Annotated in this window: 13 protein-coding genes; 6 read left to right on the forward strand and 7 right to left on the reverse strand. The window is 61.9% G+C overall.

Annotated features, from left to right (window positions below; translation table 11 throughout):
* Window positions 1-48 precede the first annotated feature (48 nt).
* From RPG13_RS11875 to RPG13_RS11900, 6 genes are all read left to right on the forward strand, one after another.
* Entirely contained in the window at window positions 49-1686 is a 1638-nt protein-coding gene (locus tag RPG13_RS11875) for a choline dehydrogenase (protein WP_126103489.1), read from the forward strand.
* Between the two features lie 78 nt (window positions 1687-1764).
* A complete protein-coding gene (locus RPG13_RS11880; RefSeq protein ID WP_095483756.1) occupies window positions 1765-2445 on the forward strand; it encodes a GntR family transcriptional regulator in 681 nt (226 codons plus the stop codon).
* A 243-nt stretch (window positions 2446-2688) separates the two neighbouring features.
* The gene (locus tag RPG13_RS11885) at window positions 2689-3843 is read left to right on the forward strand and encodes an ABC transporter substrate-binding protein (protein ID WP_127203617.1); all 1155 of its coding nucleotides are present in this window, start codon (window positions 2689-2691) and stop codon (window positions 3841-3843) included.
* A 143-nt stretch (window positions 3844-3986) separates the two neighbouring features.
* Window positions 3987-4907 (forward strand): ABC transporter permease, encoded by a 921-nt coding sequence (locus RPG13_RS11890; RefSeq protein WP_245465519.1) that lies wholly within the window; start codon window positions 3987-3989, stop codon window positions 4905-4907.
* A 3-nt stretch (window positions 4908-4910) separates the two neighbouring features.
* Window positions 4911-5699, forward strand: coding sequence for an ABC transporter permease (locus RPG13_RS11895; RefSeq protein ID WP_292502101.1), 789 nt, complete (start codon window positions 4911-4913; stop codon window positions 5697-5699).
* A 12-nt stretch (window positions 5700-5711) separates the two neighbouring features.
* A complete protein-coding gene (locus RPG13_RS11900) occupies window positions 5712-6797 on the forward strand; it encodes an ABC transporter ATP-binding protein (RefSeq protein ID WP_292713528.1) in 1086 nt (361 codons plus the stop codon).
* 98 nt (window positions 6798-6895) lie between these two features.
* On the opposite strand, the gene RPG13_RS11905 is transcribed toward RPG13_RS11900, so the two are convergent.
* From RPG13_RS11905 to RPG13_RS11935, 7 genes are all read right to left on the reverse strand, one after another.
* Window positions 6896-7126, reverse strand: coding sequence for an AbrB/MazE/SpoVT family DNA-binding domain-containing protein (locus tag RPG13_RS11905; protein ID WP_126103484.1), 231 nt, complete (start codon window positions 7124-7126; stop codon window positions 6896-6898).
* A 69-nt stretch (window positions 7127-7195) separates the two neighbouring features.
* Window positions 7196-8128 carry a nucleoside hydrolase gene (locus tag RPG13_RS11910; RefSeq protein WP_292219448.1) on the reverse strand — a complete coding sequence of 311 codons (933 nt, stop codon included), beginning with the start codon at window positions 8126-8128 and terminating at the stop codon, window positions 7196-7198.
* Window positions 8129-8139: 11 nt separating this feature from the next.
* Window positions 8140-9153, reverse strand: coding sequence for a nucleoside hydrolase (locus RPG13_RS11915; protein WP_126103482.1), 1014 nt, complete (start codon window positions 9151-9153; stop codon window positions 8140-8142).
* An 11-nt stretch (window positions 9154-9164) separates the two neighbouring features.
* Window positions 9165-10151: an ABC transporter permease gene (locus tag RPG13_RS11920; protein WP_292713527.1), complete on the reverse strand. Its 987-nt coding sequence runs from the start codon at window positions 10149-10151 to the stop codon at window positions 9165-9167.
* The gene (locus RPG13_RS11925; RefSeq protein WP_126107229.1) at window positions 10139-11179 is read right to left on the reverse strand and encodes an ABC transporter permease; all 1041 of its coding nucleotides are present in this window, start codon (window positions 11177-11179) and stop codon (window positions 10139-10141) included. Before RPG13_RS11925 ends, RPG13_RS11920 begins: the two co-directional genes overlap by 13 nt.
* Window positions 11180-11195: 16 nt before the next feature.
* Window positions 11196-12722, reverse strand: coding sequence for an ABC transporter ATP-binding protein (locus tag RPG13_RS11930; protein ID WP_337127008.1), 1527 nt, complete (start codon window positions 12720-12722; stop codon window positions 11196-11198).
* A 177-nt stretch (window positions 12723-12899) separates the two neighbouring features.
* Complete coding sequence (locus tag RPG13_RS11935; protein WP_126103479.1) at window positions 12900-13904, reverse strand: BMP family lipoprotein; 1005 nt, start codon at window positions 13902-13904, stop codon at window positions 12900-12902.
* Window positions 13905-14113 lie beyond the last annotated feature (209 nt).

A 14113-nucleotide genomic window follows, 5' to 3' on the forward strand; every position in this document is an offset into this window, starting at 1 on the left:
CAGCCTGGCCGAAACATCCGGTCAGGTGCAAGTGAAGGTAAGTTCGACATGGCTTCCAAGGCGTATGACTATATCGTCGTCGGGGCAGGTGCCGCCGGTTCGATCGTCGCCGCCAGGCTAGGCGAGGACAAGAGCGTTCGAGTGCTGGTGCTGGAGGCCGGCCCGAGCGACAATTCCATCTACGTGCGCATGCCGGCGGCCATGTCCTACCCGCTGACCGACCAGCGCCGGACCTGGAGTTTCGAGACGGGACCGGAGGCCGCGCTCGGCGAGCGCATGATCACGCATGTCAGGGGCAAGATGCTGGGCGGGTCCGGGTCGCTCAACGGCATGGTCTACGTCCGCGGCAATCCGCGCGACTTCGACGGGTGGGCGCAGGACGGTCTGCCGGATTGGTCGTATGCCCATTGCCTGCCCTATTTCAAAAGGCTGGAGACCTATGACAACGGCGCCAATGCCTATCGAGGCGGCGATGGCCCCATCGCGATCACGACGCTCAAAGGCAATCTGCCGGTCTTCAAGGCGTTTCTCGAGGCTGGTCAACAGGCCGGTCATCCACTCAATCCCGACTACAATGCCTATCGCCAGGAAGGCGTCCATATCTACCAGGCGAATATCGACAGGGGTGTGCGGGCGAGCGGCGGCAGGGCCTATCTCAGGCCGGCAATCCGCAAGGGCAATGTCGAGCTGAAGCTGAATGCGCTGGTGCACCGGGTCAATTTCGACGGCAAGCGCGCGGTCGGCGTTACCTACGAGGCTGATGGTGCGACCCACACAGTTGAGGCAGGGCGCGAGGTGGTGCTGTGCGGCGGCGCCTTCAATTCGCCGCAGCTTTTGCTGCTGTCGGGCGTCGGTCGCCCAGACGAACTGGGCAGTCTGGGTATCAAGTCGGTCGCGGACGTGCCCGGTGTCGGCAAGGGGTTGGTCGACCATGTTGCCGTTTCGGTGCGTTACAGGGCATCGCGTCGCGGCGTCTCGCCCGCCATGGACCTGAACATGTTCAAGATGGGCCTGATCGGCGCGCAATGGCTGTTCATGCGCTCCGGGCTCGGCGTGACAAATCTTTGGGAGGTCGGCACGTTCTTCAGGAGCAGTGCGGCTGCCGACTATGCCAACATCCAGCATGAGTTTCTGCCGATGCTGGGCGAACTCATGCACGGCAAGGTCAACATCGAGGAGGGGTTCCAATACCAGACCTGTCTGATGCGGCCGGAGAGCCGAGGCGCTGTTACACTGAAATCGGCTGACCCGCGGATGCATCCGTCGATCATTTCCAACTACCTCGCGCATCCGCAGGACCAGCGGGATCTGATCGACGGCGTGCGTCACACCGACGAGATCATCCAGCAACGCGCCTGGGACGGCATGCGCGGGCAAGCCCTGACGCCAGGGCTCAGGACGATGCCCGATGCCGAAGTGCTTGCCTGGCTAAAGGAAAACCTCGGCACGCAGTACCACCCGTGCTCGACCTGCCGTATGGGCGTCGACGACATGTCGGTCGTCGACGCCGACGGCAAGGTGCACGAGACCGAGGGGTTGCGTGTCATCGATGCGTCGGTCATGCCGCGCATCACCAGCGGCAATTTGCACTGCCCGACCATGATGATTGCGGAAAAGCTTGTCGACCGCGTGCGTGGGCGCGCGCCGCTGCCGCCAGAGACGGTTGATTATGCGGATCAGCGTTGATGCAACGCCGACATTGGACCTCAATGAAATATTGGATACGATCCTGCGACAAGTAGAACGATTCTGAAAGCGCCTGCCATGCCGACACCGCCCAAGCCTCTGTTGCAGCGCCAGACCGTAACCGCGATGGTGGCCGAATATATAGCCGCCAAAATTATCGGTGGCGACTATCCTGGCGGCCACCAGATTCGCCAAGAGGCGATAGCGGCCGAGTTGGGCGTCAGCCGGATTCCGGTGCGCGAGGCGCTTCTGCAACTGGAAGCCGAAGGTCTTGTCGTCATCAGGACGCATCGCGGCGCAGTCGTCTCCGATCTATCGGCTGACGATGCGATCGACCTGTTCGATGCGCGGCTTCTGCTGGAACCCTTCCTCGTCAAAAAGGCCATAGCGCGCCTGTCCAATCAGGACATCGCCAATGTCGAGCGAGCGCTTCGTGACTATGAGGCTGCTATCGCCAGGGGCGATCCGAAGGAGCTCAGCCGTCTCAACTGGGCCTTTCATACGGCGCTGCTCGAGCCGTCGATGCGACCGCGTTCGATGGCGGTGCTACAAACGCTCTACAGTTCGGCGGATCGCTATCTGCGCCTGCAGATCGAGCCGTTGAAGGCGCAGACCAAAGCGCTGCAGGAGCATCGTGACATTTTTGAAGCCTATCGCCTGCGTGACGCCGTCGAGACATCGAGACTGCTCAAGAAGCATGTCGCCGACGCGGCCGAAGAAATCGTCAGCCAACTGAAGCGAGGCGAAGCCGCCGGCTGATCCTGCTTCAGCCGTATCGGCCTTTTCGTTTCGTCGAATCCGGGCGCACATCTGCCTGTCGTTCAAAATCGGCTGACGCGAGCGCAGCCGATCTGGATAGCCGTGACGCCTCCGCAAAATCTTCGCAAGACAATCAAAGCCGAGCGGTGGTAGGGCGAATTCGTTTGACTCTCAAGATTATTGTATCCAATATCCTGTAAAGCAAGATTGTCGTAAATTGCCACCAAAAAAGGGGAATTCGCAATGACACGCAAAGCAGGAGACGAGGTCAATTCGGGCTTGTTCACGTCAGCGATCAGCAGGAGAGCCGTACTCACCGGAATGGCCGGTTTGGGAGGCGGGGCATTCCTGTTGAGGCTGTCCACGCTGCCTGCGCAGGCCGCTGCGGGCGGCGAACTCCAGGTCATGGCCTGGGAAGGCTATGACCTGACCAACGAGCTTTCGGACTGGCGCAAGGCAAACGGCGTGACGGTCGAGGCCACGTCGATCGCCAACCAGGATGACGTGCAGGCAAAATTCGTGGCCGGCAATCCGCCGCCCATCGATTTGGCCGAATACAATCAGGCCTATGCCGATCTCTACGTCCGGGAAATGAAGATCGTAAATCCGATCGATATGTCGAAAGTGCCGAACTACAATCCCGACAACCTCTTCGGCCAGTTCTACGACCAGCCGACATGGTTCGCCGACGGGCAACATTGGGGATCGCCTTATATCTGGGGGTTCAACACGATCCTGTTCAATGCCGACAAGCTGGCCAAGCCGACATCCTACGCCGACCTGCTCAATCCTTCGCTCAAGGGCAAGATCGCCATCATGGACGACACGGTAAGCTCCTGGCCGGTCGCCGCGCGCGTTGCCGGCTTTGGTGAGAAATATCCGCTGCTGACCAAAGACGAGCTTGGCAAGACTTTCGCGGAATTCTCCAAATACCGCGCTCAGGCCCGCGTCATCGCCCTCAACCAGGGCGAGCTCGTCAATCTCATGGTTTCCGGCGAGGTCGTTGCAGCACTTTGCGCCGATCCCTCTATCATCACGCAGACCGACCAGCAGAACATGAAGATCGAGATGGCCATGCCGAAAGAAGGCCCGGTCCTGTGGGTGGATGCTTGGTTCATCCCGATTTCGGCGGACAATATCGAGGCCGCTCACGCCTTCATCAACCAGTCGCTCGATCCCGCCGTGCAGGCCAAGGTCGCCATGGCTGTGGTTCAGGCGCCGGTTTCCAAAAAGGCGGTCGCATTGCTCGATGAGAAGTCGCGCAGCCGCATCGATTATGATGCCATTGAGACGATGTTCGCAGCCGGCCTGCCCGGCATTCCGCCGCGGGCATCCGACACCCATGCCACCTATGACGACTGGGTCGCGGCATGGCAGGAATTCAAGGCGGGAATGTAGATATTCCCCGTTTCAACAGGTTGAATTGAGAATTGGCTATCGGCGTTGTTGCCGATAGCGCGTTCTTGCGTGGGATCGGTCCATGAAGGCATCAAGAATTACCGCATCGGCCCGAAAATCGCACTCGATTTTCGGAAAGCACGATGCGTAGATTTAAAGTGTTAGAGCGTCCTTTGCGCGTCCAAAAGGACGCGCGGCGCTCTAATATGGGCGGGCTGCTGGCAGCACCCGCCGTTCTGTACATGGTCGTGTTTTTCGTCGTGCCGAGCCTGATCCTGTTCGTCTACAGTTTCTGGACGGCGGCCTCGTACAGGATCGTGCCGGACTTCGTGTTTTCGAACTATCTGAATTCGCTGATGTCGCCACTATTCTGGACGGTGACGATCAACGCCATCCTGATCGGGCTTGTCACGGCCTCGATCACGTTGGTATTGGCGATCCCGGTCGGCTACTACCTCGTCTATGTCAGCCGCTCGCAGGTCATCCTCTATCTTATCCTGATCACCTGGTTCTCCAGCTATTTGGTCCGCATCTATGCCTGGCGCACCTTGCTTGGCACCAGCGGCGTCCTCAACACCATCCTGCTTCAGGCCGGCATCGTCGACACGCCGGTCGGGGTATTCCTTTTCAGCCGGTTTGCGGTCGCGATCACGCTGATCCACATTTACCTGCCATTCTGCATCCTGCTGGTGGTGTCGTCGCTCAGCGAGATCAAGAAGGACCTTGTCGACGCCGCGCGCGACCTTGGCGCTTCGCCGCTTGGAGCCTTCTTCCGCGTCATCGCGCCCAACGCAGCCAACGGGCTGGTCGGCGCCTTCATGCTGACCTTCGTCATGGTCGCGGGCGACTATGTCACGCCGCAGATGCTGGGCGGCTCGTCGGGCCAGACGACGGGGCTGCTGATCGCCGATCAGTTTCGCAAGACCGGAAACTGGCCCCTCGGTGCCGCCCAGGCCTTCCTGATGTTTCTGGTGTCGATCGCCATCTACTTCGCCGTGATGGGGCTTGGGCGTGCAACAGGTCTGATCGTGAAGCGCCGGCCTGCAAAGAAAGCGGGAGCGTAGCCAGTGGTCCTCAGAATTGTGGTCTGGTCGATCCTGGCGTTCTTGCTGATGCCGCTGGTGATTATCGTTCTGTTCTCGTTCCACGCGAGCCCGTCGCTGTCCTTTCCCTTTGCCGGGTTCAGTCTGCGCTGGTACGCCGATGTGCTTGGCAACGCCCAGCTAGGCTCGGCAATGGTCAAGAGCCTCGCCGTCGCCAGTTTCACCGCGTTGATCACGCTTGTCCTCGGTGCGGCTGCCTCGCTCGCCTGGCTTCGCCTGGGGCCGGGAGGTCGCGCCTTGCTGGAGGTGCTGTGCCTGACGCCGATCGCGCTTCCAGGCCTCTTCGTCGGCGTCTCGCTTCTGGTGCTGTTCGCCCAGGCACGCGTCCAGCTCTCGACGGTCACCATCGTCATCTCGCACGTGGTGCTGGCCCTGCCCATCTTGATCGTGGCGATGCGCGCCCGGCTGGCGTTGTTCGATCCGTCGCTGGAGGAAGCCTCACGCGATCTCGGCGCCAGCCAGATGCAGACCTTCGGCAAGGTGACGCTGCCTTTGATCGCGCCGACCCTGATCGCCTCGGCCATACTGGCGTTTGCGGTGTCTTTCGACGAGTTCGTCGTGACCTCCTTCGTCGCCGGCACCGAGACGACCTTGCCCATGTATATCTGGTCAATGATGCGCCGCACCGTCACCCCGCTCATCAACGCCATCTCCACGCTGGCGCTGGCGTTCTCCATCGCCATCCTCTTCATGGCCTGGCTCATCGGCCATCTGCGCAGAAGATCGGCCATCGCCGGCCGCACCGTGTCATAAGGATCGACAGGCATGACTATCCGTCCGCCGGTGATAGAGATCACTGCTGCCCAAAAAATGTTCGGCTCGTTTCAGGCGCTGAGCGACATAAGCCTGTCCATCGAACAGGGTGAGATCGTCACCTTGCTTGGCCCCAGCGGCTGCGGCAAGACGACCCTCATGCGGCTCATAGCAGGCTTCGAGACAGTGACTGCCGGCATCGTCAAGATCGATGGCAAGGATTGTGCCGACCAGCCGCCCGAGCGGCGGCCTGTGAACATGGTCTTCCAGCGCTATGCACTTTTTCCGCATCTCGACGTGTTCGAGAACGTCGCCTTCGGCCTGAAGGTCAAGGGCACGCCCAAGGCGGAAATCCGCGAGCGGGTCCAGCGCATGCTCCATATCGTTCAGCTCGACAGCTTCGCCAACCGCTATATCAACGAGTTGAGCGGCGGCCAGAGCCAGCGCGTGGCGCTCGCCCGGGCGCTGGTCAACGGTCCGAAAGTCCTGCTGCTCGATGAGCCGCTCGCCGCCCTCGATCTGAAGATCCGCCAGCACATGCTGGTCGAGATGAAGCGCATTCACGCCGAGACCGGCGCCACCTTCGTCTACGTTACGCATGATCAGGACGAAGCGATGATCCTCTCGGACCGTGTCGTTCTCATGGAGAGGGGCCGTATCGTTCAGATCGACCGGCCCGAAATCATGTACGCGGCACCAAAGTCGCTGTTCGCCGCCAAGTTCCTCGGAGAGACCAATTTGTTCGAGGCGACGATGGCAAGCGACGTTGCTTCCGGCATGACTGGCGTCACCGCATCGGGGCTCCGCTTTCACAGCTCCATCGTTCCCGCCGCTGAATTGCGCGACAAGGTGATCGTCTCAATCCGACCGGAGTCCTTCCGCTTCGCCAGGGACAATGACACCACGCAATCGGCGACCGGACAGGTCGAGGATGTCATCTTCATCGGCAGCAGATCGTTTTATACCATCTGCCTGGCTGACGGCGTTCGCGTTCGTATCCAAGTTCAGCGGAGCACCCGCACCAGTCTGCCGAAACCAGGTGAGAAGGCAGAAATTTTCTGGGACTCCGAAAATGTCGTCATCCTTCCGGTGTCCTGATTGCCGGCTGTCGGTCAGATCTTCGGAAAAGGAAGCCTGCACAGGATATGTGCCGCTAAGACCTAACTGACCGGCTGATAAACATTCCGCGGCTCGTTCTACCGGGCATTCGCTTCTTCCCGGTCGAACTTGAAATCGGCGGGAAGGCGACCGTGGAAGGCGCGAAGCCGTTTCAGCAATTCCTCGGGCGCAGCTTTGCGCGCGACGCCAAGCCGTCCGGCATCGGTCACATGGATTTCAATCTCATCGCCTTCCCTGAGTTCGAGCGCCTCGACGACAACGGCGGGAAGACGGATGGCGAGACTGTCGCCCCACTTCGAGACCCGCATCACGCTCTCCCATGGATATACGTCCGGCGAGATGTATATCCGCAGGAGGCTAGGACCGAAAGACCCAGTCTAATCCCGGAGCAGATCGAACATCAATTTGAAGAAGCGGTTTGCATCGACTTCGTGCGCGATCCGGGCGTTGTCCTGTTCGCCACGCTCGCCCCAGAAATCGGCAACGGTCGCGCCGAATGCGTAAGTGCCCGACAGATTGACGCCGATATGGGCGGGACGCGTGCGCACCAGCGTCGGGTCGATGGCCAGCGCCAGCACCAGAGGATCGTGCATCGCCCCACCGACGCCCATCGAGTTGCGATGCAGCTTCTCGTAGAACAGCAGCCAGTCGTTGACGAGCCGGCCGAGCGGCGTGTCGATGGTTGCGAGCTCGGCATATTGTGGCGCCTCGATCAGCACCTGCATGGTGACATCGAGGCCGACCATCAGGATCGGCACACTACTGTCCAGGACGATCTTCAGCGCTTCCGGGTCGCAGAAGGCATTGAACTCGGTCGGCGTGATGATCTCGCTCCTGCGATAGAACACGCCGCCCATCCAGATCAATTCCTTGATCTTGGGCAGCACGTCGCGATGTTTCAGGATCAGCAGGCCGATATTGGTCAGCGGCCCGGTGGCGACAACCAGGATCGGCTCGGGCGAGGCGCGCAACGTGTCGGCGAGGAAATCGACCGCATGCTGCTTGACCGGCTTGATCGTTGCCTGCGGCAGGTAGGGGGAGCCTTCCAGGCCGCTTGGCCCGTCGGCGGTGCCGAGCACCAGAGGCCGTGCCAGCGGGCGATGGCAGCCCTGCGCCACCGGAACGTCGCCGGCGCCGATGAATTCGAGGATGCGCAGCGTATTGGCCGTCGTCTTCTCGACCTCTGCGTTGCCGCAGGTCGTGGTGACGCCGAGCAGTTTGATGGCCGGCGAGCGATGCGCCATGACCAGCGCAATGGCGTCGTCGTGACCAGGATCGCAATCGAACAATATGGGAGTTGCAGTGGTCATCGTATCGTTCCTCACGCCGCCCGCTCGTACTGCGCGACGGTCTGTTTGAACATGTTGAGGAAGCGCCGGCCGTCGAGGTCGGTGCAGATGCGCGTGGTCTTCGGTCCGCCGCCGGGCAGCAATTGCCGGCCGCGATAGGCGACGATCTGTCCGCGCGCTATACGCCCGTCCAGCACGACGTCGACGAACAGCGGCTCGGTCATCGTGGCAAGGCCCGGATCGAAAGCTAGCGCTACAGTGATCACGTCGTCCATCGGGAAGCCGACCAGATCGAAGAATTCGCGCCAGATGTCGATATAGATCGGAAAGCTGTCGGCGATCATCTCGAGAACGGGATTGTCCTTGGCGCCGGCCTGCATGTCCGCGAGGTCGTCGCGCGTCAGCATCGAGGCGGCGACACGGTTGTCCTCGCAGATGTCGAGCGGCACGAGGATCTTGTCGACATCGGCGTTCAGCACGATGCGCGAGGCCTCCGGGTCGGCCCAGATGTTGTATTCCGACAGCGGCGTGATGTTGCCGGGCGTCTGAAAGTTGCCGCCGAGCACCAGCAGGCGCTTGAGCGCCTCCGTCAGCCGGGGTTCCTGCAGCAGCGCCATCGCCGCGTTGGTCAGCGGGCCGGTCGTCACCAGCGTGATCTCGCCGGGATTGGCCATCACCGTCTCGATAATGAAGTCGACCGCGTGCCCCGGCGTTGCCTGGCGCGCCGGCGTCGGCGCCGGTGGATTGAATTTCTTCAGGCGGTCGCCGAAGCGCGCCACGAGCCGCTTTTCGAAATGAACCGGCGCTTCCATGTCGGCCTTGGCGTTGCCGACGATCGGCCGCCACGCACCGGCGTGAACCGGGATGTCGTCGCGCCCGGCAAGCGCCAGCGTGTTGAGGACGACATTGGTGACCTGCTCGATCGGGCCGGCCGCGCCGGTCACCGTGGTCACGCCTTCGAGCCGAAGATTTGGATTCGCCGCGGCAAACAGCACGGCGAGAATATCGTCGCCGGCAGAATCCACGTCGAGGATTATGCGTTCCATGGAGGTTTCCTTCATGAGGGATGTTTGCTGCCCGGCTCGGTGTTTTTGTCTGCCGACAGCAGTTTCTGCATCGAGGCCAGCGTCTCCGCGATGATCTTTGGCCGCGCGCGATAGGAGAGCGCGAACAGCGCCGTGAGCGCGACGACATAAGGAACCGTGAGAACCAGGTAGGACGGATAGCCGAACGTCTGCAGGCGCAGCGAGAAGGCATCGGCGAAGCCGAACAGCAGGCAGCCGGCCAGCACCTTGAGCGGATCACCATTGGAGAAGATCAGGATCGCCACGGCCATGAACCCACGGCCCGACGACATGTTTTCGGTGAACATGGTTATGTAGCCGAGCGACAGATGCGCGCCGGCCAGCCCCGCCAGAAATCCGCACAGCAGCGACGCGATGTAACGGACACGCGTGATCGAGATGCCGAGCGCCTCGGCAGCCTCGGGTTTCTCGCCGACGACGCGGATGTAAAGCCCGAGGCGGGTGCGGTTGTAGAACAGGACCAGCAGCGGCACCGCGATGAAGGCGACATAGACGATCGGCGTGAAGCCGGAGATCAGCGATGCCCATGAGCCGAGAAGGTCGCGGGCGCCGGGCAGCTGGACTTTCGGCAGGCCGACGATGCCTTGACCGACAATGGAGCCTCGCGTGCCGAAGATCGCCTTCATCAGCGAGATCGTCATGCCGCCGGCCAGGATGTTGAGCGCCAGCCCGACAACCACTTCATTGGCGCGGAAACTCACCACCAGAACCGCAAAAACCAAGGCGAAGGCGAGCGCTGCCGCGACGCCGCAGGCGACCCCCAGCAGCGCGGAACCTGTCCAGATCGAGCCGAGGACGGCGAAGAAGGCGCCTGCCAGCATCTGCCCTTCGAGGCCGATGTTGAAGATGCCGGCCTTGGTGGTGAACGAGCCGCCGAGCGCGACCAGAAGAATGGGCGCGGTGGTGCGAAGCGTCGCGGCGATCAGCGCGACGTTGACGAGCTTGTCTAGAATTTCCATCGCCGCTCCCCTGCCTGGCTGTCGCCGCGGCGCCTGACCAGAACCTGCGCCGACACGCTGAGGATGATGAGCGCCTGTATCACGGTGATGATCTCGCGCGACGCGCCGGTATCGACCTCGAGCAGCAGCGACCCGTTGCGCAGGGCGCCGAAGAACAGCGCGGTGAAGATGGTGGCGACCGGCGAGCCATTGGCGAGCAGGGCGGCGATAAGCCCATCGAAGCCGAAACCGGGAGCAAACCCTTCCATGAACCGGTGATGGACGCCGAGCGTCTCGACGCCACCGGCCAGTCCGCCAACGGCGCCTGAAAGGAGCAGGACCAAAAAGCCCTGCCGTTTGACGTTGACGCCACCATATTCGGCGAATTTCGGCGCCGAGCCGACCATCGTCACGCCATAGCCCCAACTGGTGTAGCGAAAGACAAGTGCCGCGCCGATCGCCAGCACCAGACCGATGACCAGGCCCCAGTTCAACCGCGAGAAGTCGAAGATCCCGGGCAGATAGGACGTCGGCAGGATCGGCGGAGTCTCCGACCAGCCGCCCGGCCGCTTGAATAGAAAGATCGTGAAATAGGAGGTCAGCAGCACCGCGACGTAGTTCGACAGGATCGTCGAGACGACTTCGTTGGTGTTGTAGCGGGCGCGGAAATAGGCAGGGATCGCAACCCAGGCGGCACCCGCGACGACCGCGAGCGCCAGTGCCGCCAGCATGTGAATGCCCGCGGGGAGCGGAAAGGCGAAGCCGACCCAGGCGGCAGCGAAGCCGCCGAGGAAAAGCTGACCCTCGATGCCGACGTTGAACATGCCGCCGCGCAGGCCGACGCAGGCCGCGACGCCGCAGATCAGGATCGGCGTCGTCTGCAGCAAAGTACCGGCAATCTTTGCCTGGTCGCCGAAGGCGCCGCGCAACAGCGTCATGAAGACACGTACCGGGCTCTCACCGACCATGAGGATGATGATCGCGCCCATGAGCAGCGCCACTGCGACGGCGATGATCTGGCCGGAAACGGCACGCAAGCGGTCGTTCATCTTGGAGACTCCGGCATCATGCAGGCTCCGCGGCGAATTCCGGCACGGCCACGCCTGCCATCATCATGCCGATGCGGTCCTCGTCGGCATCATCGCCGGCGACCTCGCCCATGATCCGTCCGTTGAACATCACGAGGATGCGATCGGCAAGGGCGGCAAGTTCGTCGAGCTGCACGGAAATCAGCAGGATTGCGCGGCCGGCCGCGCGCTGGCGCATGATCTCGTCATGAATGGCTTCCTGCGCGCCGATGTCGACGCCGCGCGTCGGCTGATCGATCAGCAGGAAGTCGGCGCGGTTGGTGAACTCGCGCGCCAGCACGACCTTCTGGATATTGCCGCCCGAAAGCCGCTTGACGGCATCGCCCGATCCTTGCGCGCGAATATCGAAATCCTTGATCAGCTTGGAGGCGTTTTGGCCGATGGCGTTCCAGTTGAGCAGGCCACTGCTGCTCCATGGCGCACGGCGCTGGCGGCCCATCAGCATGTTTGCCGCAATCGATGCATTGCGGTCGACCCCGCGGACCATCCGATCGCCTGGCACATGCGCAAGGCCGGCCTCGCGGATTTCGGCGGGGGAGAGGGTGGCAAGGTTGCGGCCCTTCAGCCGGGCTACGCCATGGCTTGCCGGACGCAGGCCCGAAAGCACCTCCGCCAGTTCCGTCTGGCCATTGCCGGCCACGCCGGCAATTCCCACCACCTCGCCGGAGCGGACGGTGAAGTTAACGTCGCGTAGCGCCGGCAATCGGCGGTCGTCGCGCGCCCACAGTTGCTCGACTTCGAGGATCACCTCGCCGTGCAGCGGTTCGCGCGGGCGGCGATCGAAGCTGACCTCGCGGCCGACCATCATGCGCACCAATTCGTCCTTGCTGAGCTCGGCCGTCGGGCGCGTCGCCACCCTCCTGCCGTTGCGCAGCACCGTCACGGTGTCCGAGACTTCCATCACTTCTTCCAGGTGATGCGAAATGAAGATCACCGTCATACCCTCCGCCACGAAACTGCGCAGCGTCTGGAACAGCTCACGGCTCTCCTGTGGCGTCAGGACCGCCGTCGGCTCGTCGAGGATGATGGTGCGCGCGCCGCGCACCAGCACCTTCAGGATTTCGATGCGTTGCTCTATGCCGACCGAGAGCAGTCCGACGCGCTCGGTCGGGTCGACCCGCAGCCCGAAACGCTCCGACAGTTCGCGCGTGCGCGCGATCTGCGTGGCGTGGTCGATCAGCCCATGGCGGCGGATCTCCATGCCGAGAAAAACATTGTCGGCGACCGAGAGCGACGGAACCAGCTTGAAATGCTGATGCACCATGCCGAGACCGGCCTTGATGGCGACGGCGGGATCGGCGACCACCGTCTCCTCGTCGTTAAGCCGGATTGAGCCTTCGTCGGGCTGCAGGAGGCCGAACAGGATGTTCATCAACGTCGTCTTGCCGGCGCCGTTCTCGCCGATGATGGCGTGAATTTCGCCCCGGCGCACGGCAAGGTCGATGCCATCATTGGCAACGAAGGCGCCAAAACGCTTGGTGATGCCCGTCAACGCGACGGCCATCCCAGCAAGATTGGGGCTGGCAACATTGGCGCCGGCAGCATTGTTGCTGGCATTGTGGAGGGTCGGAAACCCCGGCACGTTCGACACCTTGCTTCTCGCAAATTGGACGCTGATCCGTCGCGGCAAGCCGCAGCGGATCAGCGTAGCGCTTTCCTGGGAGGATGCGCGGTTGTTGTCTTACTTCGCCTTGGCGATCTCGATCTTGCCATCGAGAATGGCCTTCTTGATCTCGTCCAGCTTGGCCGTCACATCGGCCGGGATCGTCGGGGCGATATCATCGCAGACCTTGACCTCGACGCCACCCGAAGCGAGGTCGAAGGTGCGGGTGCCAGCGGTCACCTTACGGCCCTCGACTTCGTCCTTGATCAGCGTGTAGACGGCGATGTCGCCGCGCTTCAGCATGCTTGCGAGCACATTTCCGGGGGCCGTGCCGCACATGTCGATGTCGACGCCGATCGAGTATTTGTCGACCGCAGCACTTGCCTGCATCACGCCTTCGCCCGTCGGGCCGGCGACGTTGTAGACGATGTCGGCGCCCTGGCCGTAAAGCGCCTGGGCAAGCTCGCTGCCCTTGGCCGGGTCATCGAAGGTTCCGGCGAAGACGGAGTTCACCTTCACGTCGGGCGCGGCATATTTCGCGCCTTGCTCGTAGCCGCCGAGGAAGTTGCGGATCACGGGGATATCACGGCCGCCGACGAAGCCGATCGCCATGCCGTCGCCGATCTTGGGGAATTCGCTGCCCTTGGCCTCGATCATGCCGGCGAGCGCGCCGGCGACGAAGGATCCCTGCTCCTCCGCGAAATTGGCATAGATCATGTTGGGATTGTCGAGCACGCCGTCGATGAACACGAAGCGCTGGTCGGGATAGGCTTTGCTGACCTTCTGCAGCGAGTCCACCAGTTCCCAGCCCATCACAAAGATCAGGTCGTACTGCTTGGCCTTGGCAAGGTTCTCGAACTGCTCCTCGTAGTCGAGCGCGCGATTGCCGGTGTCGACCAGCTTCAGGTCGATGCCGAATTCGTCCTTGGCCTTGTTGAGGCCGTTGACGATGGAAACACCGAAGCCCTGTGCAAAGTATCCCGAGATGGCGGCCACGGACACTTTGTCCTGTGCCGCGGCAGATCCGAACGACACGGCAAGCATCGTGCCGGCCAGACATAGATTTTTGAGCGCCCTTTTCATGTCATTCCCCTTCAGCTTTTTTCAGCTTTTGAAGCCACGCCTTGACCATCCGCGCTATCGCCGAGACAGCGGCTATTTTCGTTGATGGTCATATGAGTTTATGAGCGGCCCCGCAGGCTGTCAATCGTCATCCGATGCAGTTTCCTCACGCTCTTTTCTCGCTTCCTCAACGTCGAAGCTTGACAAATATCGGCCAGGGATAATTGTTG

It is taken from the genome of Mesorhizobium sp. ISC15, assembly GCF_037162615.1.
GTDB lineage: Bacteria > Pseudomonadota > Alphaproteobacteria > Rhizobiales > Rhizobiaceae > Mesorhizobium > Mesorhizobium mediterraneum.